The organism is Candidatus Nitrosopumilus sp., assembly GCF_965262695.1.
In the GTDB taxonomy this organism is placed as follows: domain Archaea; phylum Thermoproteota; class Nitrososphaeria; order Nitrososphaerales; family Nitrosopumilaceae; genus Nitrosopumilus.
Genome location: NZ_OZ253550.1, coordinates 790,918 through 813,818, shown reverse-complemented (window position 1 = coordinate 813,818; position 22,901 = coordinate 790,918). Strand labels below are relative to the sequence as shown.

The 22,901-nt window shown below is 34.6% G+C and carries 29 protein-coding genes; 18 read left to right on the top strand and 11 right to left on the bottom strand.

Features of this window, described 5'->3' with window-relative positions:
* The first annotated feature begins 39 nt into the window (after positions 1-39).
* Together ACQY2P_RS04985 and ACQY2P_RS04980 are read left to right on the top strand one after the other, a co-directional pair.
* On the top strand, positions 40-777 hold the full coding sequence (locus ACQY2P_RS04985) for a rhodanese-like domain-containing protein (RefSeq protein ID WP_428325587.1): 738 nt from the start codon (positions 40-42) through the stop codon (positions 775-777).
* Between the two features lie 62 nt (positions 778-839).
* Complete coding sequence (locus ACQY2P_RS04980) at positions 840-1,190, top strand: winged helix-turn-helix domain-containing protein (protein ID WP_428325586.1); 351 nt, start codon at positions 840-842, stop codon at positions 1,188-1,190.
* Here the strand turns inward: ACQY2P_RS04980 and ACQY2P_RS04975 are convergent.
* Positions 1,174-1,392 (bottom strand): hypothetical protein, encoded by a 219-nt coding sequence (locus ACQY2P_RS04975; RefSeq protein WP_428325585.1) that lies wholly within the window; start codon positions 1,390-1,392, stop codon positions 1,174-1,176. The two genes, ACQY2P_RS04980 and ACQY2P_RS04975, sit on opposite strands and share 17 nt — an antisense overlap.
* A gap of 283 nt (positions 1,393-1,675) precedes the next feature.
* On the opposite strand from ACQY2P_RS04975, the gene ACQY2P_RS04970 reads away from it, so the two are divergent.
* Positions 1,676-2,089, top strand: a complete 414-nt coding sequence (locus tag ACQY2P_RS04970; RefSeq protein WP_428325584.1) for a hypothetical protein — start codon at positions 1,676-1,678, stop codon at positions 2,087-2,089.
* Positions 2,090-2,098: 9 nt separating this feature from the next.
* On the opposite strand, the gene ACQY2P_RS04965 is transcribed toward ACQY2P_RS04970, so the two are convergent.
* A complete protein-coding gene (locus ACQY2P_RS04965) occupies positions 2,099-2,512 on the bottom strand; it encodes a hypothetical protein (protein ID WP_428325583.1) in 414 nt (137 codons plus the stop codon).
* A gap of 97 nt (positions 2,513-2,609) precedes the next feature.
* Positions 2,610-3,518: a DsbA family protein gene (locus tag ACQY2P_RS04960; RefSeq protein ID WP_428325582.1), complete on the bottom strand. Its 909-nt coding sequence runs from the start codon at positions 3,516-3,518 to the stop codon at positions 2,610-2,612.
* Positions 3,519-3,656: 138 nt separating this feature from the next.
* Here ACQY2P_RS04960 and ACQY2P_RS04955 point away from each other — a divergent pair, with 138 nt between their 5' ends.
* From ACQY2P_RS04955 to ACQY2P_RS04940, 4 genes are all read left to right on the top strand, one after another.
* Positions 3,657-4,064: a hypothetical protein gene (locus ACQY2P_RS04955; protein WP_428325581.1), complete on the top strand. Its 408-nt coding sequence runs from the start codon at positions 3,657-3,659 to the stop codon at positions 4,062-4,064.
* A gap of 87 nt (positions 4,065-4,151) precedes the next feature.
* On the top strand, positions 4,152-5,669 hold the full coding sequence (locus ACQY2P_RS04950; protein ID WP_428325580.1) for a porin PorA family protein: 1,518 nt from the start codon (positions 4,152-4,154) through the stop codon (positions 5,667-5,669).
* 102 nt (positions 5,670-5,771) lie between these two features.
* On the top strand, positions 5,772-6,617 hold the full coding sequence (locus tag ACQY2P_RS04945) for an SDR family oxidoreductase (protein WP_428325579.1): 846 nt from the start codon (positions 5,772-5,774) through the stop codon (positions 6,615-6,617).
* A 35-nt stretch (positions 6,618-6,652) separates the two neighbouring features.
* Positions 6,653-7,213: a TetR/AcrR family transcriptional regulator gene (locus ACQY2P_RS04940; RefSeq protein ID WP_428325578.1), complete on the top strand. Its 561-nt coding sequence runs from the start codon at positions 6,653-6,655 to the stop codon at positions 7,211-7,213.
* A gap of 106 nt (positions 7,214-7,319) precedes the next feature.
* Here the strand turns inward: ACQY2P_RS04940 and ACQY2P_RS04935 are convergent, their stop codons facing one another.
* From ACQY2P_RS04935 to ACQY2P_RS04925, 3 genes are all read right to left on the bottom strand, one after another.
* Entirely contained in the window at positions 7,320-7,655 is a 336-nt protein-coding gene (locus tag ACQY2P_RS04935) for a hypothetical protein (RefSeq protein WP_428325577.1), read from the bottom strand.
* A 105-nt stretch (positions 7,656-7,760) separates the two neighbouring features.
* The gene (locus ACQY2P_RS04930) at positions 7,761-8,213 is read right to left on the bottom strand and encodes a hypothetical protein (protein WP_428325576.1); all 453 of its coding nucleotides are present in this window, start codon (positions 8,211-8,213) and stop codon (positions 7,761-7,763) included.
* Positions 8,206-8,499 carry a winged helix-turn-helix domain-containing protein gene (locus ACQY2P_RS04925; RefSeq protein ID WP_428325575.1) on the bottom strand — a complete coding sequence of 98 codons (294 nt, stop codon included), beginning with the start codon at positions 8,497-8,499 and terminating at the stop codon, positions 8,206-8,208. Before ACQY2P_RS04925 ends, ACQY2P_RS04930 begins: the two co-directional genes overlap by 8 nt.
* Positions 8,500-8,647: 148 nt before the next feature.
* On the opposite strand from ACQY2P_RS04925, the gene ACQY2P_RS04920 reads away from it, so the two are divergent.
* From ACQY2P_RS04920 to ACQY2P_RS04895, 6 genes are all read left to right on the top strand, one after another.
* Entirely contained in the window at positions 8,648-9,313 is a 666-nt protein-coding gene (locus ACQY2P_RS04920) for a hypothetical protein (protein ID WP_428325574.1), read from the top strand.
* A gap of 96 nt (positions 9,314-9,409) precedes the next feature.
* The gene (locus tag ACQY2P_RS04915) at positions 9,410-10,087 is read left to right on the top strand and encodes a hypothetical protein (protein ID WP_428325573.1); all 678 of its coding nucleotides are present in this window, start codon (positions 9,410-9,412) and stop codon (positions 10,085-10,087) included.
* A 132-nt stretch (positions 10,088-10,219) separates the two neighbouring features.
* Positions 10,220-10,549: a hypothetical protein gene (locus ACQY2P_RS04910; RefSeq protein ID WP_428325572.1), complete on the top strand. Its 330-nt coding sequence runs from the start codon at positions 10,220-10,222 to the stop codon at positions 10,547-10,549.
* 2 nt (positions 10,550-10,551) lie between these two features.
* On the top strand, positions 10,552-10,998 hold the full coding sequence (locus tag ACQY2P_RS04905; RefSeq protein ID WP_428325571.1) for a hypothetical protein: 447 nt from the start codon (positions 10,552-10,554) through the stop codon (positions 10,996-10,998).
* A gap of 49 nt (positions 10,999-11,047) precedes the next feature.
* A complete protein-coding gene (locus ACQY2P_RS04900) occupies positions 11,048-11,431 on the top strand; it encodes a VOC family protein (RefSeq protein ID WP_428325570.1) in 384 nt (127 codons plus the stop codon).
* A gap of 96 nt (positions 11,432-11,527) precedes the next feature.
* On the top strand, positions 11,528-12,376 hold the full coding sequence (locus ACQY2P_RS04895) for a CBS domain-containing protein (RefSeq protein WP_428325569.1): 849 nt from the start codon (positions 11,528-11,530) through the stop codon (positions 12,374-12,376).
* Between the two features lie 3 nt (positions 12,377-12,379).
* Here the strand turns inward: ACQY2P_RS04895 and ACQY2P_RS04890 are convergent, their stop codons facing one another.
* A complete protein-coding gene (locus ACQY2P_RS04890; RefSeq protein WP_428325568.1) occupies positions 12,380-13,492 on the bottom strand; it encodes an MFS transporter in 1,113 nt (370 codons plus the stop codon).
* Positions 13,493-13,605: 113 nt separating this feature from the next.
* Here ACQY2P_RS04890 and ACQY2P_RS04885 point away from each other — a divergent pair, with 113 nt between their 5' ends.
* Positions 13,606-14,568, top strand: coding sequence for a homocysteine S-methyltransferase family protein (locus ACQY2P_RS04885; RefSeq protein WP_428325567.1), 963 nt, complete (start codon positions 13,606-13,608; stop codon positions 14,566-14,568).
* Between the two features lie 32 nt (positions 14,569-14,600).
* Positions 14,601-17,099 carry a dihydropteroate synthase gene (locus ACQY2P_RS04880; RefSeq protein ID WP_428325566.1) on the top strand — a complete coding sequence of 833 codons (2,499 nt, stop codon included), beginning with the start codon at positions 14,601-14,603 and terminating at the stop codon, positions 17,097-17,099.
* On the opposite strand, the gene ACQY2P_RS04875 is transcribed toward ACQY2P_RS04880, so the two are convergent.
* Positions 17,096-17,833, bottom strand: coding sequence for a methylenetetrahydrofolate reductase (locus ACQY2P_RS04875; RefSeq protein WP_428325565.1), 738 nt, complete (start codon positions 17,831-17,833; stop codon positions 17,096-17,098). The genes ACQY2P_RS04880 and ACQY2P_RS04875 overlap by 4 nt on opposite strands.
* A 74-nt stretch (positions 17,834-17,907) precedes the next feature.
* Between ACQY2P_RS04875 and ACQY2P_RS04870 the strand changes: the two genes are divergently transcribed.
* From ACQY2P_RS04870 to ACQY2P_RS04860, 3 genes are read left to right on the top strand one after another with little or no spacing between them, the layout of a single operon-like run.
* Complete coding sequence (locus ACQY2P_RS04870) at positions 17,908-18,456, top strand: NUDIX hydrolase (RefSeq protein WP_428325564.1); 549 nt, start codon at positions 17,908-17,910, stop codon at positions 18,454-18,456.
* A 37-nt stretch (positions 18,457-18,493) separates the two neighbouring features.
* The gene (locus tag ACQY2P_RS04865; RefSeq protein WP_297592946.1) at positions 18,494-18,652 is read left to right on the top strand and encodes a 50S ribosomal protein L39e; all 159 of its coding nucleotides are present in this window, start codon (positions 18,494-18,496) and stop codon (positions 18,650-18,652) included.
* Complete coding sequence (locus ACQY2P_RS04860; RefSeq protein WP_428325563.1) at positions 18,653-19,180, top strand: 50S ribosomal protein L31e; 528 nt, start codon at positions 18,653-18,655, stop codon at positions 19,178-19,180.
* Positions 19,181-19,215: 35 nt separating this feature from the next.
* Here ACQY2P_RS04860 and ACQY2P_RS04855 read toward each other — a convergent pair whose 3' ends face one another.
* The 3 genes from ACQY2P_RS04855 to ACQY2P_RS04845 all read right to left on the bottom strand — a co-directional run bounded on the left by ACQY2P_RS04855 (position 19,216) and on the right by ACQY2P_RS04845 (position 22,873).
* Positions 19,216-20,166, bottom strand: a complete 951-nt coding sequence (locus ACQY2P_RS04855; protein WP_428327255.1) for a cell division protein FtsZ — start codon at positions 20,164-20,166, stop codon at positions 19,216-19,218.
* A gap of 73 nt (positions 20,167-20,239) precedes the next feature.
* On the bottom strand, positions 20,240-21,508 hold the full coding sequence (locus ACQY2P_RS04850; protein ID WP_428327254.1) for a tRNA (N(6)-L-threonylcarbamoyladenosine(37)-C(2))-methylthiotransferase: 1,269 nt from the start codon (positions 21,506-21,508) through the stop codon (positions 20,240-20,242).
* 3 nt (positions 21,509-21,511) lie between these two features.
* Positions 21,512-22,873, bottom strand: coding sequence for an aspartate ammonia-lyase (locus ACQY2P_RS04845; protein ID WP_428327253.1), 1,362 nt, complete (start codon positions 22,871-22,873; stop codon positions 21,512-21,514).
* Positions 22,874-22,901 lie beyond the last annotated feature (28 nt).

Below are 22,901 nucleotides of genomic sequence, written 5' to 3'. Positions count from 1 at the left end.
ATATTTTGGTATTATAATCAGAAATATTGTATGACATTCATGGAAACAAAAAATGTTGGAATTATTGCAGCCATTATAGTTGGAATTGCATTAGTAGGTGTAATTGCCATTACTCCTGATAATTCTCAGCGCACTCTTGATGAAAATGCAGTAGATTTTGATACAGTTGATGTGTTACTGCAAAACAAAGAACATGTTTTTGTTGTAGATATTAGAGATGCAGAACAATACAACGCAGGCCACATTGATGGTGCTGCACATGATGTTTTGGATTCTGCAACTCTTGAAAAAAGAGTAAATACAATACAAAACAGATTGCCTGAGATAGCCTCAACATACAACATTGTATTAGTTGATGATGATGGAATTGGTGCAAAACAAGCAGCCCAGACTATGACTGCAATGGGAATCAACACATTCTATCTTGAAGGTGGAATGGATGGTTTGTCTGAAAATCTAGATGTTCATTCTCAGACTGTAATTGATTCACAAGAACTATCCCAAAAACTTGCAGCAAACGAAGATCTATACTTGCTTGATGTTAGGGAACCTGATGAACTACTCCAATCCAAGATTGATGGTGCAATCAACATTCCTCTTGCAGAAATATTTCAATCAAGCACATTAGATGAAATACCAAAAGACAAACCAGTTGTGATTATTTGTGGTTCTGGAAATAGGGCAACGATTGCAACTTATGCCATGGCACAAGAAGGAATTGACTTTCAAGTATTGGAAGGAGGAATGATTGCCTGGAATGCTTACCAAGAATCATGATTCTGATTCCCATCTCATTTTTTTAACCAATATTATATGGTATGATAATTTAGAGGAATAGATTGACCGATTTCAAAATTCTAGCAAGAGACTCCGATTTCAGAAAAGCGATTCTAAAGGCACTCTCTGATGATTATTCTAGAACAATAATGAATTTTACAATAGAGAAACCAAAATCGGTTGTAGAGATTGTTAAGGAATGTGACATTCCAATGACTACTGCTTATAGACGTGTAAAAGAACTTGAAGAGGGTAAAATTCTCAAAGTTACCGGTTCAATTATTACTGATGATGGAAAAAAATATTTTCTTTATCAAAATAGATTAAAGTCAATCTATGTGATATTTGGTCTAGAGTCACTGGATGTTCAAATTGTAGAAAATGAAGGAATGGGTACTAGTGCTTACTGGTAATTAGATTCTTGTTTTTGAGTTTGGAAAGTTTGTTTCGTGGTTTTGTACGTAGAACCATACTGCAACATGGACATCTATTTTCATTAGTATCCATAAAAATCCCACAAAACGTGCATCGTCTGTATCCTAATTGATATCTTGATTTCATTGGCATTCCTGAAATTTTGAGTGTTTCACATATGCCTCTACACGTTGCAGCCATTCTTACTCAAACTCCCACAATAATCCACAACATCTACAAAAAATTCCATATTGATTTACACATGTGTTGTTGCTCCCACATACAAGACAGATTCTTACTTGTTTCTCAAGATGTCTATGTTTGCTTGAAAAATTTAGATTTGCTAATATCGTTTTCATATTATTACTTCGGCATTCCGATATATTACAAAAATAGACAATTCCCTATCTAGACTTTCACATTTGGAAATCAGTCTTGGAAGATGTATTCTCTATTTTAATTCAAAATTCAATATAATATACACATGAAACAAAAATCAATCATTGCACTTTTTTTGGGTGCAGTACTTGTCTTAACTTTATCAACTGCAGAGATTGCCTTTGCTGATGACGATGACAGATACGACGATGACGACCGATACCATGACGATGACAGATACGACGATGACGACCGATACCATGACGATGACAGATACGACGATGACGACCGATACCATGACGATGACAGATACGACGATGACGACCGATACCATGACGATGACAGATACGAAATAAGCGAATATTCTGATTTATCTGAACTCGAAAAACTAAGACAAGAAAATCAACAATTAAGAAATGAGATCAAGGAATTGAATCAAAAAATAGATGAACTTCACCAAATTATTATGGAACAAATGAATGTCATCTTAGATACATTGATCAATCTGAAATCTCAATAATCCCTTTTTTTACTCCCTAAATTTATCAAACTTTACTTTACATTCCCTGTTTAGATCTTTTACTATCATAAAATACGTGAAAATAAGAATTGCAATTGAGATTATTCTTAGAGGAATTTCAAAATTTGTAAGAACTGAGGTTGCAACTCCTCCGATTACCCCGAAAATAGAAATCAACGCTACTCCTATTCCTCCGCAACATGCACCAGCTCCTGCACCGATTATGGAACCTAATAGTCCAGTTCTGAGCTTTTTACTGCTTGCTTGCAAAAATTTTATTCTGTAAATTGACATACTAAGAACTAATCCTGTCAAGAAACAAATTACAAAAACTGATAAAAAATTTAGAATCTCGTATTCGGGAACATAGAACAGAAAATATGGTTCAAAGAATAGATATTCTGTTACATAGATTAATGGCAAGAATAATCCTGAAAAAAATAACGCAAATAACGCAAGATAACTAAAATTTGAAAATACAATTTTGAGAGCTAACTCGTGTTTTTCAAAAAAAGAAAATTCAACTCATCTCCTTAATGACTGACTCAAAGACCATAGGGGGTTGTGAACCTGCAATTTTTTCAACCTCCGTGTCTGGTCCTATAATAAAGAATGTTGGAGTTCCCACAACTCCATGTGCTAATGCAACTTTTTTGTTGTAATCCACTCTTATTGCCTGCTGATCCCAAAAAAGACAATTATCAAATTCATCATAGTTCAAATCTAGTTCTTTTGAATAATCTGTTAGTGATTTTACGCTGGCCCATCCGTTTTGAACCCCTGCGTATTTTTCACTGAGGATGTCCATATATTCAAAATATTTCTCTTGTTCTAATGCACAATAAGATGCCTCTGCAGCAGAAACTGAATCCTCACCCAACATTGGGTAATCAAGAATAAAGAATTTGGCAATTCCTGAATCAATTAATTTTTCATCAATTACTTCTTTTTCATGTAATAACCATTTTACACATTTTTCACATTGATGATCACTAAACATGATTATGGTAAATAATGCATCTGGGTTTCCTTCAAAAGGACCTGCATTACTCAAATCAAAACTCCCAATCATAAATTTTTCATCAATGACATTTTTTCTTTCAACAGAAATTATTCCATTTGAAACAAGATATTCTATTCCTTTTACAAAGTCTGCATCTTCAATAGCTCCTTCGGCCCACCATCCAGCAGAATTTTTTACCCATAAAGGAATACTTTCTGAATTTTCTTTATTGGAATTACTAGTATCAACAAAAATGATTTTTTCATTAATCAAAAACTCTATTCCTTTTACAAAGTCTGCATCTTCAATAGCTCCTTCGGCCCACCATCCAGCAGAATTTTTTACCCATAAAGGAATTTCTTGAGCATAGGCATTTTGTGCTGAAAAGATTATCATTAACACAAAAAAAATTGCAAAATAATTCATGTGATGATATACGTTTTTTTGCAATATAACATGAAACACAATTTTCACTATTGAAAGTAATTTCATAACTGTACCACTTTTTCAAAGATGGAAATTGTTACTTCTCCTTTTATACGAAAAATGCTCAAATTGGTTTTAATGAAATTAACAGCCCTAGCGGTACTATTTGTTACTGGAATCTTGTTCTCTGGTGCAATCATGACATCAACTGTTCAATCTGCTGATGCTATTAGAGGTGAAGGAGTTTCTAGTTCTTCATATGGTTCCAAAACAAAAGGAACTGTATGTGGTGATAGACTATGTTCTGAGATCCCTGGTGGTAGAGAAGCATGGGAAGAACAACAATCCTCCCCAGATGTTGTAATTCCAAAATATGGTCTTGAACAAAAAGGATTACCTGCATCTGAAACTGTACATGAAAAACGAGCTCATGGCGAAATGTGTGACTGTGCAGAAGGATGTGCATGTGATCAAGGTGGAATGTGCATCTGTTCAGGAGAACCTGGACCATGTATGTGTGGACCTGATTGTAATTGTGGAGAATAATCTCCCCTCTTTTTATTTTTAGAACATAATTGTGCTTAGACCATGTATGGGATTTAAATAAAAAAATTATCCAGTTATGATGAAGCAATGAAAAACAAGTTACCCATTATAACAATAGGTCTAGGAGTACTATGTCTTACTGTGTGGTTTTTCTTTGTCATTCCACAATTAATGAACACTCCTGATTTCTATGAGGTATCTGCTCAGAATGTTGGAACTATTCAACTTGCTGATGAAGTTGGATCTCCTTTATCTGACCCTGTGAAGATGGTTTTTGATTGGGATGGAAAAATAATCAAAGATAATGGTAATCAAATAATAATACAAACGTCATATACTTACAAAGATATTCTTACTGATGAAATTTTTTGGGAAGTAATATTTGATGAAACTGTAGAGAAAACTACTCGTCAATATATTGACAAACCTGGTTATTTCATATTTCCGTATAATTTAGAACAAAAAGACTATCAGGTATATGATGTTGGAGGAGCAGTTATGAATTACAATTTTGTTGGTGTAACAGAAATTGACGGATTAGAAGTATACGAATTTGTTGGAAGTACAACTTTTGATATATCTGAGATTTATCCTGATTTTGACTATCAAATTTTTGAGGATTACTCTGCAACTAATCTCATTGAACCTAAAACTGGTATTGATGTATCATTTACAGAAGAGTTTACTGATTATGCCATTATTGATGGACAAAAAATTCCAATACTGATAGCATCTGACGGTCCATCTGAATTGTCTCAAAAAATTCTGATCCAAAAAGTTCAAAGTTTGAAAATTTTACATGAAATCTATCATGAAATCATGCCTGTTATAATTATGATAATGACTGGTGTTGTTACAATAATGACTTTGTTCCAACAAAAATTTAAAAAAGCAAAAAAAGAATTTCTTGAATTAGAAGAAAAAGAGAAACTAAAAGATGAATTTGTATCGATGCTAAATCATGAAATCAGAAATCCTCTAACTCCGATAATTGCTATGTGTAATCTTCTTCTAGTTGAAAAAGATGGAAATCTCAACGAAAAACAGCGTGAAAGACTAGAATTAATCCTCAAAAATGGGCATGTTCTAAAAGAACTCCTTTCTGACTTTGCAGATGTCAAAAAGTTTGATCTAGAGCAAGGACAACTATCAAAAACTGAGGTTGATTTGAAGGAATATCTAGAAAATGTGGTAGAGAATGTAAAGTCCTTTACTGGCAAGAAAGACATACAACTTTCATTAAATCTTGACAAATCTTGGAAAATAACTTGTGATCAAACACGAATTTCTCAAGTCATATCTAATCTAGTAAAAAATGCAATTGATTTTGTTCCTAAAGAAAAGGGAAAAATTATGATTAGTGCTGAATTGACAAAGGAAGGTACTATCATATCTATAGCAGATAATGGTATTGGAATTCCATCAAATAATGCAGAAATAATTTTTGAAAAATTCAAACAACTTGATTCTCCAGCACATATTCAACACGAAGGAAGTGGTTTAGGTCTATCAATTTGTAAGGTAATAGTTGAAGCTCATGGTGGACGAATTTGGTTGGATACGAGTTATGATGCAGGATCTAAATTCCAATTTTTAATTCCATAAACGGTTCAAGCCTCTATAGATTCTATACCTAAAACAGGACATTTAGGTACGATTTGATAAATTTCCAAAACCTTTATACAATCGATTGACTAATCAGTCAATATGTCAAAGACAATATTCATCACAGGAACAAGTTCTGGAATTGGTAAATCTACTGTCCAATATTTTGCTCAAAAGGGCTGGAATGTAGCTGCCACAATGAGAAGTCCAGATAAAGGAAAAGATTTAGCTGAACTTTCAAACGTTAATGTCTACCAACTAGATGTTACTGATGAAAATTCAATAGATCAAGCAGTTACCAAAGCAATTCAAGATTTTGGGAAGATAGATGTGGTCCTAAATAATGCTGGATATGGTCTGATAGGTCCATTTGAGCTTGCCACAAAGGAACAAGTTCAGAGGGAATTCCAAACAAATCTGTTTGGTGCAATGAATGTAATGCGAGCATTTCTGCCACATTTCAAACAAAACAAAGATGGTTTGATCATCAATCTTACATCAGTTGGAGGTCTAATCACGATGCCTTACACAAGTCTATACCACAGCACCAAATTTGCCTTGGAGGGATTTTCTGAATCTCTTGCATATGAGCTAGAACAGTTTGGGATTCGCATAAAGATTGTAGAACCAGGAGCAGTATACACTAACTTTGCCACTTCCTCAATAGATATGGCAACAAGTGATTCTGTAAAAGACTATGATGCTGACTTGCAAAAACTACAGGAAGCATTTACAAAGTTAATGAATCCAGAAACAAATCCTCTTGGAGGAGGAAGTACTCCAGAAATGGTTGCTGAGACAATCTATACTGCAGCAACTGATGGTTCTGAACAGATGAGATATCTTTCAGGCAAAGACGCAGAGCAAATGATTGCTGCAAAAAAAGAACACGGGGATGCTGGATTCCACAAGATGATGATGCAAATGCTTCTAGGACAAGAAGCATAATCATCAAATACCCTTTTTTTATTGAGTGATTAGTCATGGCAGAAGATAAGCGAGATTTGCTGATCAAGACAGCTGTACAATTATTTACTGAAAACGGTTTTGATAATACCTCTACTGCTAGTATTACCAAGAAAGCCAAAGTGGCTACTGGAACTCTATTTCATTATTTTAAAAATAAGAAAGAGCTGATTAGCGAAGCATATCTGGATACTAAGAAAGAGTTTTTCGGAGAATTGAAAAAAAATCTTTCAGATAAAGATTCAACAGAAAATGTCATCAAAAAGTTGTTTACTAACTCAATTTTGTGGGGAATTAATAACCCTGCAAAAATTCAGTTTCTTTTACAATTTTCATCATCTCCTTACATTTCATCAATAACAAGAAAGAAAATTGAAGAAGACGAGGAGTATTTCATTGATTTTATCAGAAAAGGAATCAAAGAAAAAGTAATCAAAAATCTTCCAATAGATTACATTCTGGCCAGTTCTTTTAATCAGATAGTGTCTTCAGTCAATTACATGATTATGACCAAATCCAAAGACAAAAAATTGATTGAGAAGATGGTTTTATCTTCATTGAATTTTCTAAAAAACTAGGCCAATACTCACTAAACAGTATTTGGCGTGCAAACCAAGAGTCTTAAACTAAAACAACAATTCCCTTTTGAAAATCTAAATTAATCTTCAATCATGGTTCAAGCCTTTATCCAAAACCCCTATTGCCTCCCATGAATTTTAACATCTTGACCATGAATAATTCTCTGCATGCATGGCACTGATATGTTGATGTTTTTTCTAGCATTGGATTTCCGCATGAAATGCAGTGATATTTGACATGTTCTTTTCTAGGATTTATTTTTTCTAGCTTGATTTCGTCTACTTGACAAATTAAATCTTCGATCTCTTCTGGAGTAAGATGCTGTAGTACCAGCTCATCAAGATACACCTCATTTTTTGCAAACATGGGAAGCCCTCTTGCCAATTTTAATTGAATTTTTTTTAATCGTTCAATGTCCCCTATTTTTTTATCAATTAACAACTGTGCTTTTTTTATTCCTAGTTGTCTTTGTTTTCTTGTGGTCTCTATGAATTTTTTAGAGCAAGATTGTTCATAAAGACTTCTATTGACTTGACCCTCATGGATTCAGTCTTCTGATTCATCATCAAGTTTTTTATCAATGTCTTTTTGCTGTTCCTTAAATTTTTGATATTTCTTGTCCCACTTTGATAATACTGTCCACTGTCTAATTCCTATGCCTAACCAAACTAGCGAAATCACAAAAATTATCATCTGTGGCGGGCGTAGCATCACTGGAGGCTTTTCCTTGTCAATCATTCTGTCTTTGAATCTGTCATATTCCTCTTGAGTTATCCTGCCTGAATCTAGCTGATGTTGTAATCTTTCTTCCATTCTTTTTGGGAATTTATCTTCAAATGGTGAATCCAACACTGCAGTAGATACTAGTAATGCAATTGGTGGAATGATTAGAGTAGTCAGGATCATTATCATAAACATCTTTTTTGTTCTTCCTAACTGGATCATTACTCCGTCAAGAACTTCAAAAATATTTTCTTTCTTTTCACTATCTTTACTCATTTGAATCCTCCCTTGGAAATAGTTCTTCATATGGTTCTAAAACTGCTCTCAAAATATCTTGTCCTTTTTGTGACACTTTGTATTTGAAAATTGTTTTGCTGCCCCAAGCTTCTTCGGTTTTTTCTAGAATTTCTTTTGCAACCATATCATCTAGAATTCCTTTGTGTTTTACATTGTTTAATCCACAAATACTCATCAGCCTACTCTGATTCATCTCTCCATATTCGTAAAGTTTCAACAAGATATCCTTCCTAATGTAAATTCGGTCTCTATATTCACGTACCAAGTATAGTCTCCTCTAAAAGCACGTTCCATAAATCATCATTGTTCCTAGTTTCCTTTATTTTCGTAATTTTCTTAGATAAAGGTCAGGTAACATTGTTACGTTACTTTGGTTAGCAATTCCTTTTATTCAAAATCACATCCACTATTCAATGAACAGAAAAACAACATATCTGATTCCAGCATTCGCAGCAGTCTTTGCTCTGATGTTCTCAGTTGGCTCTCCCCTTGCCATGGCAGAATACAGCGAAGGAATGCATGGCGAAAGCATGGCTCAGAAACACAAAAAGATGCACAAAGTTGTTGAAATTGAAGGATTCACAGGTTCAATTCAGATAACTGAAGATGCAGACAGACAATCCCTAAAAGATCAAGTCTCAGTTTCTCTAAGTGAAGCTGCTTCAGGATTAGATGTTATGAAGGGTCACATTGGAGTTGCATTAAACGAAGATGGTGACAAATTTGTAGCATGGATTCTAAAATCAATTGAAAAGGATTCTGAATCTACAGTTGCAACTGTAACAATTCATGTAGTTGATGCAGGAGATGCAACTAACACTGCTACCATAACAAAAGAGGTTGATTTTGCAGAGAAAAGAATAAACAAAATCTCAAACAAAATCGACAGAGTACAAGAGAAATTCTCTGAATCATCTGGAGATGCAGAAATTGATGCTGCAAGAACTACATTTGTAGAAAAATTGCAAGAATTAAGACAAGCAATCGAGGATGGAGACTCTGAAAGAGTTTCTGAGTTAAGAGAAGAACTCAAAGATCTTAGAGGCGAGTTAGGCAACATCAGATCATACAGAAATTAGGCTAGCCACCTATCTTTTTTCTTTTTTAATAATTTTCCAAATCTGAGTAATGTCTTGATAGGATCCTTGATTAAACACCTTCCAAGCCTATTATTGTTGGACAAAGTTTTGATTGAAAAAGTTCAGACTCTTTTGAGTTTGGGCATAGGTGATGTTGGAAGATTAGAACATATCAAAAGTACACTGGAACAAGATCTATCACTGTATATCTCAGATGCAAAATATTTGGATAATCTTATTCAAACTCATTTACCTGATTCTCCAAACCCTGCTCCAGAATCTGATACAGAAAAAAAAGATGTCTCTACAAACTCAGAACAACCAAACAACAACGATAAGCCTGAACCAAATCCCGCAAAACCTAATCAACTTCGTATCTCCTCCACTAGAAACTATGTGAGACCTACAGGTGTCACTATCCTTGCAATTTTGGTAATTATCTCTGGAATTTCTGCAATAGCATTTGGTTCTATTTTTAGTGTGTTGGTAGGCTTTGTAGGCGCAAGTGCTTTTGATATGATTAGTGGCACTGTCATGGGAATTTTTAGTGGTGCCATGATTGCGACGGGCATAGTATCTTTTGTTATGGCTTGGGGGCTGCTTAAGGGAAAATCATGGGCATGGACTCTGACCATTATTTTGACTATAATCAGTTTAATCATTGATATTCCATCAATGAATGTAATTGGTTTGGTAATTGATGCTGTGATATTGTATTACTTGTATAGACCACATGTCAAAGCATATTTTGGCAAAAATGCAGAAGTACTGTAAATATTTTCAACCTTACACAATAATCAAATCATATTTTTTATTTTCAAGTCCATGTTAGTAGGAACATATCCTTGGGTTCATACAATAGATTAGAATACTTTATCAAGTTCTAATTGTCGATTTAATCAATTTATGAACAAATTAAGAATACTCAGTATAATTTCAACTGTTATCATCATTGTTGTGTTTTTTGGAACAGGCGAGATATACAAAGAACAAATTGAAGAAGATGCACAAAAGGCCAATCTTGATAATCCTTTCTTGCCTTATGCTGGGTTGTTCTTGTTTGGTATTCCACTTTCTGTTGCAGGAATCATAGCGTCATTTCTCAAAACCACTAAATCAAAAATCATAGTTTCATGCAGTATCATTGGCGTATCTTACATTGTAATTTTTATTATTGCATTTTTGATGTTAGAATACCCTGCAATGTTTGGAATTCCCGAAACATACTGGGATTAAAAATGGAAACTAAACGAAAATTATCAAAGGATGTTTGGAAAAAAACTGGTCCCTTAGTTATGGGTCCTTTTGAAAAATTAAATGTTGATTTTTTATCTCTTGCCAAAAAGATTGATGAGTTTTTTGATGATATTGGTTACAAAGTCAATATGTCTGATGTTGAAAAATTGGATACTGGCGAAGATAGAATGACTTTGCGATGTGCACAATCTACTTTCAGTGTCTTTGGAGCATACAGTCCAGTGCTTCAGATACTAATCAAAGGCAATCCTGATCATTTTTCATTGATAATTGACCTTCATGTTGTTGCTGGTTCTTTGTATAGTGCACTAACACCATTAGCCTCAAAAACCACAATAGCTGGCATTCTCATGTATCCTAAAAGAGACAATTCAATTGTGTATGAAATTCCAAAATTTATCGAACAGTTGAAAAATTCTGGTTCCTAACTGAATCTATTGGAAAAAAGGTTATCAATTATTGTAATTTTGTGTCTGTATGAATAAAGTAGTACATTTTGAAATTCCTTTTGATGATGAATCAAGAGCACAAAAGTTCTACCAAGATGTCTTTGGATGGCAAATAACAAAGTTTCCAGAAATGGATTACTTTCTTGCCATCACCACTCCAAGTGATGAGAACATGAAACCAAAAGAACCTGGTTCTATTAATGGAGGTCTCTTGAAAAAAGATCCTACAGGAAATCACCCAGTTATTGTAATTGATGTTCCATCAATTGATGACCATATTGCCAAAATTGAATCTGCAGGAGGCAAAACAATCATGCCAAAAATAGAGGTTGGTGATTTTGGATTATATGCACGAGTACAAGACACTGAAGGAAATATTATTGGAATTTGGCAGACCTTGAAGGCTTGCTAAAAATTCTTTTTCTTTGATTTTAATTTTTTAATTAGTTTAATTTTCATTGGTGGTAATCATCTTTTGTTTTTTATAATCTGATGAACCCTTAAAGTTATGAAGCACGCTTTAGATTACAAAAATTCTCCACGAACGATAAAATTCGAATCTACTATTGCTGATGTTTTAAAGAAAATCATTGATGAAAAAAAGAGTAGACTACTAGTTACAGAAAATGACCAAATAACTGGTATTGTTACTGAGAAAGATCTGGGTGTTTTTCTTCTTACTGATGATAGTGAAAAGAACTTGAATGAAATACCATTATCTGCAATTGTTAAAAAAATTATTTCTGTTGATGAGCATACTAGTTTAATTGAATGCGCCGAAATCATGTTGACAAAGTCAATTGGCTCACTAGTAATAACTTCTAAAAATGAAGTTGTTGGAATATTAACCAAAACTGATCTTGTGAGATATTTTTCCAAAACACATCCTGATGAAAAGATAGTTGGAGAGTACATGTCCCCATACTATGCTTGGCAATATTCTGATACTCCATTACACAAAGTAGTTCTAAAAATGATCGATGAGAAGATATCTAGAGTGATTATTCGTAATCGTGATGATGCTCCAGTTGGAATAATCACATTCAGAGATTTGTTTGAACTGGCACTAAAACAAGGAAATTTTGAAGACGTTCTTGATAATACAGATCCTGTAATTTCTGTAATATTTCCTAGAAAAGGATTCATCACAGAATCTGGCTTTGGTAAGAGTATCAAGGCTGAAGATATCATGAGTAAAGATATAGTTTCTGTAAATTATGATGATGATCTAGCAAGTACAAGCAAAATGCTTTTGGAGAAAAATATCAATGGTGTTGGAGTCTTGTCTACTCATGGAAATATTGTAGGAATTCTCAGCAAAACTGATATCATGAAAGTAGTAGCATTTTTAAAATAAATTCTAGATTACACTCTCTTTTCTGATTTTTAGTGATACTGCAAAGGCACATACAATAATTGCAATTGCAAAGTACATCACTGCAACATAGTCAAATACAAATGCAATACTTCCTGCAATTACAGGACCAACTACCGTTGCAATTGACAATGTTGAACTAAAAATTCCAGTCGAAGTTGAACGCGGATTATTTTCCATTAGGTGAAAGTTTCCTCCAATAAACAAGAATGCCCATGTTGCACCTACAAGTGACATGAATGGCATTGCCATCCACCATTCAGTAATAAACGACAATCCCACAAAAACAAATGTTGTACACCCTACTCCTATTTTGAATTTAGTAACATTTGAAAGATGAATCTTACTTGCCATTACATTCATCAAGATAAAAGCAGTTATCGTATTTGCTGTGTATACAATTGATATGTGATAAAGTTCTCCTCCCCATTTATCAACAATCATTATTGGAAGAATTACCCAAACAGCTGCTGCTCCAATATGTCTTAGTAATAACGACAAGAAAAGAAACTTGTTTTTTGAAATGACTCTTTTTGTTGTTCCGGGTTCTACTTCTTTTTCTTGTTCTGGATTTGGAAGTCTGATTGTAAACAACAACCCTACAACAAATGATGCAGCACTAATCAAGAAAATTAACTGCAAGTCGTTTGCAAGTCCAGCTGCTGCAATCCCTGCCATCCATCCTAATGCATGAAATGAGATTACTGTTGCAGCTCTTTTCTTGTCAACGTTTGCCTCATAGGTATATGCAATCATTGCAGGAATCATTATTCCACTTGCAACTCCTGCTGCAATCCTCACCAAGAAAAACATGGAAAGGTCTGTGGCAAAATAGTGTAATCCAAATGCTATAGCACAGCCAATAAAGCCAATTCTGATGAATTTGAGTCTGGTTCCTTTCTTGTCTGAGTGTCTACCAAAATAGATTTCAGATAAAATTTGAGCAAAACTAAACGAGGCTACCAAAAGCCCTATCTCAAATACAGAGTCTGTAACGCCTTGGGCAATAATGGGCATGAAAACAAAGACAATGGAGATTCCAGCGTGCTGAAAAAATGTTGCACTACGTACTAGATTATTTACTTGAACTTTTTGCATAAATGTACTAAAAAATTATCTTTGACCTAATTTCAACATACGTATCAATACTACCATGATTGGTGGTTTTTTCTGAAAAGAGTTAAACTGTACAAACTTATTTTCAAATTAAATTGGCTGAAAAAGAACCTTTTCTAAATGCTCTACAAAATAGAGTTTTACTTTTTGATGGTGCAATGGGAACTGAAATCCAAAAGTTCAACCCAAAACCAGAAGACTTTCCAAACAATCAAGATGGATTCAATGATGGTTTAGTAGTAACACATCCTGATTGGATTAAACAAATTCATAGACATTACTTGGATGCCGGAGCTGATTGCATTGAAACAAACTCTTTTGGTTCAAATAAAATTAAACTTGATGAATATGGTTTTGGTGATCAAACAGTTGATTTTAACAAAAAAATTGCACAACTTGCATCAGAAGTTTGTCAAGAATATTCAGACAGACCACGATATGTAATTGGTTCTATGGGACCTTCTGGATTTCTTCCAAGTTCAAATGATCCTGATTTGGGACAAAAACCTCTTGATGAAATTAAAGAAGCATTTGCATTACAAGCAGAAGGATTGGTTCTTGGTGGTGTTGATGCATTACTAATTGAAACAAGTCAAGATATTTTGGAAGTAAAGTTGGTAATTGAGGCATGTCATGAAGCAATGGAGAAAACTGGAAAGAAAGTTCCAATCATTGCAAACACAACACTTGATCAATACGGAAAAATGTTACTGGGAACAAACATCCAAGCTGCATACACTACTGTTTCTGATATGGGAATTGACATTTTTGGAATGAATTGCTCTACTGGCCCAATTGAGATGACTCCAAGTGTAAGGTGGCTTGATGAGCAAAATGAACACAATATTTTGGTGGTCCCAAATGCCGGCATGCCTGAGAATGAAGGTGGTCAGGCAGTCTACAAGATGACTCCTGAGAAGATGGGTGATGCATTGGGTGATTTTCTTAATCAATACAAAAAAGTTCGAATAATTGGAGGCTGTTGTGGAACAAATCCTGAACACATCAAAGTCCTAAGAAAAGTAATTGACGAAAAAGCCAACTCTGTCGAGGGTTAAGTATTTAGAAAAACCGAGATGATTTTACACTATTGACTATTCCTAGAATAAGCTCCGCATTAAAGGCAGTTGATCTAAAACAAGTTCCTGCTCCTCTCATTATAGGTGAAAGAATCAACACTCAAGGATCTCGCAAGGCAAAAAAATTAGTTCTTGCTGATGACTATGACGGACTGGTTGATTTAGGAAGAACTCAAGTTGAAGATGGTGCACACTGTCTTGATGTATGTGTTGCAACAACTGAACGTGCTGATGAAAAAGAGTTCATGTTAAATCTGGTTAAACGCTTAAGCTTGGAAGTAGATGCTCCTCTTGTAATAGATTCTACTGATCCTGATGTAATTGATGCATCAGTAAAACAAATTCCAGGAAGACCAATTATCAATTCGATTAATCTTGAAGGTGACGGAAGTAGGTTTGAAAAACTTGCACCAATAATGGCAAAGTATGGATTACCTGCAATTGCATTGTGTATTGGACCCAATGGAATGGCAAAAACACCTCAGCAAAAACTAGAAACAGCTGAATTACTTTTTGAAACCGGCAAGAAATATGGACTAAAAATTGAGCAGTTTATCTTTGATGTACTTACATTTACTCTTGCAACTGGAGAAGATGAATTCCTTAATGCAGGAAAAAATACTCTTGAAGGAATTCGCCTTGTAAAAGAAAAGTTTCCTAACTCCTTTACTACATTGGGTCTAAGTAACATTAGTTTTGGTCTTGTACCTTATGCCAGAAAAGTTTTAAATTCCGTATTCTTACATCATGCAATAAAGTCTGGTCTTGACACTGCAATTGTAAATGCAAAAGAGATCATTCCATATGGTGAAATTGATGAAAAAGAAAGAAAACTTGCTGAAGATCTAATCTTTAACACTAATTCTAATGCATTATCTGAACTAATCACTTACTTTGAGAATGCAGGACCTCAAACTAGTACTGCATCCAAAAAAGTTGATGTGGATCCCTCTTGGCCTGCAGGAAAGAAAGCTCATTTTAGAATCGTTAACAGGCTTAAAGATGGAATAGAAAATGATGTAGTTTCTGCCATTTCAGACAAAGTCGGAAAAAATGAAATTCTAAAAGACACTGATGGTGTGCTTTCACTTGATGCTCCTCCTGAAGTAACTCATGATGGCGCTATTAGAACTCTCAATGAAGATTTGTTACCTGCAATGAAAGAGGTAGGTGACAAATTTGGAGCAGGGGAATTAATTCTTCCATTTGTTTTGAAATCTGCTGAATGCATGAAGGCAGCTGTTGGTGAATTGGAGAAATACCTGGTTAAAGAAGAGGGCTCTAGCAAAGGAAAACTAGTTTTGGGAACCGTATATGGTGATGTTCATGATATTGGAAAGAACTTGGTAAAGACAATCTTTCAAAATAATGGTTATTCTGTTTATGATCTTGGAAAACAAGTTCCTTTACAAAAATTTCTTGAAAAAATTGATGAGGTAAAACCTGATGCAGTTGGACTTTCAGCATTATTGGTTTCTACTTCAAAACAAATGCAGTTCTTTGTAGAGCATGCAAGAAAAAACAAAATGAACATTCCAATTCTTTGTGGGGGTGCAGCAATTAACAGCAACTACATTAACCGAATTGCAAAAGAAGATGGAATCTACGAACCAGGTGTTTTTTACTGTAATACAATGTTTGAAGGCCTAAAAACAATGGACATTTTGATTTCAGATGAAAAACCCAATCTTCTAGCACAATGGAAAGAAAAATTAGAAAACTGGAAGGAAAAATCTACTGCAACAGTTGATCCTGCTAGCTTGCCAAAAAGTAACATCCAGCCTGTCTCAGCACCTACCCCCAAAATTATTGGTGAGCCTATACGTCTGAAATCTGATCAAATCAAGATGGATGAGGTATGGCAACTAATTGACAAAAAATCACTCTTCAAACTTTCTTGGGGTCTAAGGGGCAAAGCCGGCTCTGAATCAGAAGATGATCATGAACAACTGCTTAGTGAATGGAAGATTAGAATAATTCGAGAAAAACTGTTTGAACCTGAAGTGGTTTATGGATATTTCAAATGTCATAACAAAGATGGAAAATTATCTGTAGACAACCCTCATGGTGACGATGTCACATTTGATTTCCCACGTTCGACCAAACCTGAACATCTGTGTTTGACTGATTATTTTGGAGATGATGATGTTGTCGCATTTCAGGCTGTAACTGTGGGAAATAAGGTTGCAGACATTATTGAACAATGGAATCAAGAAGACAAATACACTGATGCATACTATCTTCATGGATTGGCAGTTGAAGTTGCTGAAGCATTAGCTGAATGGATTAATCAAAAAATAAAATCTGAATTGAATTTGGATGCAGGTGGTTTAAGATACTCTTGGGGTTTTCCTAGTTGTCCTGATGTATTGCAACACAGATCTGTGTGGAAGCTCTTGGAACCTGAAAAATCTGGAATGGAATTAACTGAATCAGGTCAGATAGTTCCAGAACAATCCACTGCCGCAATAGTGGTACATCATCCTAAAGCACAATACTTTGTACTTTAGATAGTCACTTTACTCAAAAATTCGTTTAGTCCTGTAAAATCATTTGGAGATGTAAGTAAAATATCTCCTGTAATTTTGTGTGCTTGTTTTAGTAATTCTTCAAATTCTTTACTGTATGAATCTAAATCTAAATCCAAAAACTTTGCAGATTTTTCATTTTTTTGTGATGGAAATAGTATGATTGGAATCACTGAAAATTCCTTGAGATTGTCTGTTAGTGCTTGTACTTGTTGTATGTTTTGAACTACTTGAGTCATGAATCCTTTTGGTTTTGCATCAATCTTCTTTCCGAGTTTAGAGAAATTTGGTTTGTTTGATACTGAAAGATACAAATCAATTTTTGAATCTACATTTTTCTCTCTTAGTTTTTTTACAGTCGAGCTTGGAATCTGTCCAGAGTCAATTTTTCCTGTTTGTGAAGGATCTCCCATTAAAATTAGGATTCCTTCAAAGCCAATCTCAATACATTTTTCTGCAAATTCAAAAATTTCTTCTTCTGATTTGTCTCTAACTCTAAGACTTACTGTAATTGGTAAATCTGGGATTTCTTTTTTTATTATTTGACCTACATCTAGTGGTGATACTCTTTGATACCCTAACACATTTTCTGTAAGATGAATTGCATCACATTTTTTTGAAATATTTTTTATCCTTTCAATGAATTTTTTTATTGATTCATTTGTGTCTACATCAGGTAAAATTTTAGGTGGATTAGCTTCATACCGGATTGCCATATTGTCATTTTTTGCATCCTTGGTTAAAACCTTTGAATACCAAAACCCATATGGAAAAGTAGGAAAGAAGAAAAATGATTCTTGAAGATATCAAATCTACTCTTACTAATTCAATTCATCCTACAATTGAAAGTCCTGGAGACTATAGATTAGCATCAGTGCTTGTTGTAATTTATGGCAATGAACCAGTTGTTGTAATGACTGAAAAACCAAAGAATATGAAATTTCATGCTGGTGAAATTTCATTTCCTGGTGGAAAACTTGATTCAAATGATTCTGATCTTTTGGATACTGCATTACGTGAAACAAGTGAAGAGATAGGTCTGAATATTTCAAGAGAGCAAGTAATTGGTCAACTGGAACCTGTTGTTACTTTGAATTCTGGATTCTTGATATTGCCATTTGTATCAATACTGAATGAAATTCCTACTCTTTCTCCAAATCGTGAAGTTGAAAAAATTTTTCACATGCCTCTTGATTCATTACTGAATACTATGGCTCATGATCCTGATCCCTCACACAACATAATTCAGGAAATGTTCACATTTGAATATCAAAACAAAATTGTGTGGGGTGCCTCTGCTAGAATCCTAAAACAGATTCATGATGGCCTAAAACCCTGAGATTCATTTAAAAAGAGCTCTACGTGCCTGAAAATCTATGGCTGCACGCAAGTCCTCTCCAAGGAAGATTCGTCTGTTGAAAAAAACAAAACAGGCATCACCAGTACCTGCATGGATTATTCTCAAAACAAAAAGAGGCGTTAGAACAAATCCAAAACGTAGAGCTTGGAGATCAACTGATGTGGAGGTAGGATAGATGTCTCAAGAATTAGAACGTGTTTACACAATTCCACTTGGCAAAGTATTGCTCTCACAATCCCAACACAGAGCAGTTAGAGCAATCAACATGATCAAAGAGTTTGCTCGTCATCACATGAAAGTTGAAGATATTAAAATTGAAGAAGAATTAGCTCATCAGATTTGGGCAAAAGGAATCAGAAGTCCTCCAAGAAAGATTAGAGTTAGAATGAGTAAAACCGATGAAGGATATGTTCTTGTTTCACCTTATGAGGAAGAAATTGAATCTAAAATAACTCCTGAAAAAGAAACTGCTAAAGTCGAAGACAAAGTAGAAGAGCCAGCTAAAGAAGAACCAAAAGTCGAAGACAAAGTAGAAGAGCCAGCTAAAGAAGAACCAAAAGTCGAAGACAAAGTAGAAGAGCCAGCTAAAGAAGAACCAAAAGTCGAAGACAAAGTAGAAGAGCCAGCTAAAGAAGAACCAAAAGTCGAAGACAAAGTAGAAGAGCCAGCTAAAGAAGAACCAAAGAAAGAAGATAAAGAATAATCTTTTCTCAAAAAAACTAATTTTAAAAAATTAATTTATTCTAATTGATACAAATCTAATTTACAATCGATACTACAATCTGGTGTGGACCAGTCAAGTGTATCTTCTTGTGGAATCATTCCAAGAGGATCATAGTTATCAAATTTAGTCATTCCTTGAATGGATGATAACATTACTACTTTGGATTCTTCAGATTCTGAAGTCATATCAATTTGTGAATTAGTTTCATTAAGAATTCCACTAGTGAGATTGGTGATGGAATTTAGTACTCCTACTGGAATGTTACTTCCTCCAACGACGTATAACATTGAGCGTTTTACGGCATTTGGTGGGGCATTTTCATATAACATTTTGAGAGAGTCTCTAAGTGAGTCTTCAATGTCTTGTCCTTCTTTGCTTGTAGTGAGAATGTTTGTCTCTGAAGACATTTCTGAGGTTCCAAGTGATTCAACTACGTGCATAATTGCAGAGTTTGCAATATCGTAGCATGCTTTTGGAGTCAAGTCTGGATTGCTTTCTAATAATGAATCATTATCAAGCACAACAGTGCATTCAGAGTTCTCTCTAACTCGCTTTAGTGATACACCTGAATTGAAAATTCTGTCTTTTTCATATTTGAAAGGCATAATTGCAAATGAAACTAGTCCAATGTCTGATTCTTTGCACATCTCTGATACTACTGGTGCTATGGCTGAGCCTGCTTTTCCAGCTAAGTTACTCATCATGACAATAGTAGAATAGCCTGAAATTTTTGATTTGATTTCTTCTGAAATGTTGTAAGTTGAGCCTCTGATTAATTGCATTGATGGATTTACTACTGAATCTGTTGAAACATGCACAGAAGGAACATCTCCTGCAAAGTCCTTTGAATCGTTACTGATTAAGAGGCAATCTGAATTTAGTGAATCTTTGGCTTTGAGTGCTAGTTTTGAGCCTGCACCACCGAGACCTACTACTAAAACTGGTTCTTTTACTTGAAAACTCATTTCAGATCCTATTCTCTGAATTCCATAAAAAACCTTCTTACGTTTTTTTAATCAAATTTTAGATCTAAAAAATTTAGCTTGCGATCTTTCCTAGAAGGCTATTCTGTGTAGCATCAATGATCTCCACTGCGTGTAATTGTCCAATATCTACTTGTTCAGGGACAAACACTGGCTTGTAAGCAAAGTTTCTACCTTTGATTCCTTCATCTGTCTTTTCATCAAAGAGAACGTTGCCCTTCCAGCCGATCCACTTTTTGTTGTTATCTAATGATATTTTGTTGATCTGTTCAAAAATTTTCTTGCTTCTTGATTTAACTTCTGCAACATCGATTTGTTCCCATTCAGCAGCTTCAGTTCTTGGTCTGGCACTATATTTTGAAAGATTAACTACATCGGGTCTTGTCTCATCAAGTAATTCTACTGTTTTCTCAAAGTCTTCTCTAGTCTCTGATGGGAACCCAACTATGATGTCCGTAGATATGGTAAAGTCTGGAAATCGCTCTCTTGCTTTTTTTACTATCGCTCTAAATGTCCCAGCAGTATGACCCCTTTTCATATCATGTAGGACTTTGTCGCTTCCACTTTGTACTGGGATGTGGAGAAACTTGAAGACTTTGTCATTATCATATGATTCAATTAATTTTTCTTTAATTCGTGGCATGTACATTGGGTTCATCATTCCAACTCTAATCATAAATTCTTCAGGGATTTCTGAAACCGCATTAACCAAAGAAGGCAAGTCTGTTCCAATATCAAATCCATAACATCCGTTATCTGTTGATGTTAACCAAACTTCTTTACATCCTTCACTGATCTCTGTTTTTACTTGTCTTACAATGTCTCCTAATCTGTAACTTTGCAGATCACCTTTTGAAATTTTAGTCTGGCAAAATGTACATTCACTCATACACCCACTTGCAATCTCTACAATTCCTACTGCTGGATTCAATCTTACTTTTGGCAGCCCTACTTTTGATAAATCAGAGTCCTCTAATGCAATTTTTCTTCTTCCTTTGAGTGTAGAATCAATGACTTGGAGAGTTTGACCTAAAGAATTTGGACCAAGTAGACTAGCATTATTAGAAAATCTCTCAACAGTTTCTTTTTCAGCTTTTGGCAGACATCCAGCTACGACAAGTGGTTTTGTTTTTAATGATTTTATTCTGTGAACCATTTTGTTTGCTGTTGCATCTTTTACAGAACATGTTACAACGATGTTAAGATCTGATTCTGAAGAATCTTCCACCAAAGTGTGACCGCCGTTTAGAATCAATCCTGAAATCATCTCAGAGTCTGCAAAACTTGCAGAACATCCGTAAGATTCTACAAATATTTTTGCCATGCTTTATCCAAACAGAGAATCAATTTCTTTGTTAGTCATTAATTTCTTTGAAACAACTAGTTCTCTGATAGTTTTTCCAGTCTTTAGCGACTCTTTGAAAAGTTCTGCAGATTTTAGATAACCGATTTTTGGAGTTAGTAAGGTTACGATTACTGGACTGTTTTCGATATCTGCACGTAATTTGTCCTTGTTTGCAGTAAGTCCGTCAATTAGGTTTGCAGAAAATATTGGCAAGAAATTCTTTAACATGTCTGTTGACTCTAACATGCACTTTAACATTCCAGGTAACATGACATTAAGCTCAAACTGACCACTTTGTGCTGCATATGATACTGCAGTATCATTCCCAATTACATTGAAGCAAATCATATTCATGCATTCAGCTAATGATGGATTTACTTTGCCTGGCATAATTGATGAACCTGCATGAACTGCAGGAATTCCAAGTTCTGCTAAACCTGCAATTGGACCTGATGCCATTAATCTAATATCGTTTGCAAGTTTTCCAATCTCTAATACCAAGTTACGTAATGCACTTGAACAATTTGCAACTGCATACTTGCTTTGCAGTCCATGTTGCATATCTTTTTCAGGCTTTAGTGATAACTTTGAAATTTTTGCAAGTTCTGATATTGCAATCTTTCTGTAACCTTTTGGTGTGTTTGCACCAGAACCAACAGCAGTTCCGCCAAGTGCAACGTTTTGCAATTCTTTTTGTGATGCAACAATTTCGTTTCTTGCTTTAGTGATTGATGTAACATAAGCTGCAAACTCACTACCCAAAGTTACTGGCAATGCATCCATGAGATGGGTTCTACCAATTTTTTTAAATGATGAAAATTGTTTTGCCTTCTTTGATAATGATTTTATTAAAACATCAATAGCTGGAATTGTTTCTCTGAGATTCATCAAAATTGCAACATGCATTGCAGTTGGATATGTATCGTTACTTGACTGTGACATGTTGACATGATCATTTGGATGTAAGAATTCATACTGTCCTTTCTTTTTGTGTAATACTTCTAATGCCACATTTGAAATAACTTCATTTGAGTTCATGTTAAATGCAGTTCCTGCACCAGAGTTTATCATATCTACGACGAATTGATCAACATACTTTCCTGCCAAAATTTTATCACATGCAGAAACTATTGCTTTTCCTCGTTTGTTGTCAATTACTTTAGTTTTCATATTAGCTACGGCAGCTGATCGTTTAATCATAACAAACGACTTTATCAAATTCTCATGAGACTTGTTTCCTGTAACATGGTATTGTTTGATTGCTCTACCAGTAAATGCTCCATAATATGCGTCTGATGGGATTTTGACTTTGCCCAAGGAATCTTGATCTAATCTGTATTTCATCTAAAATAGCCGTATTGTACCCATTATT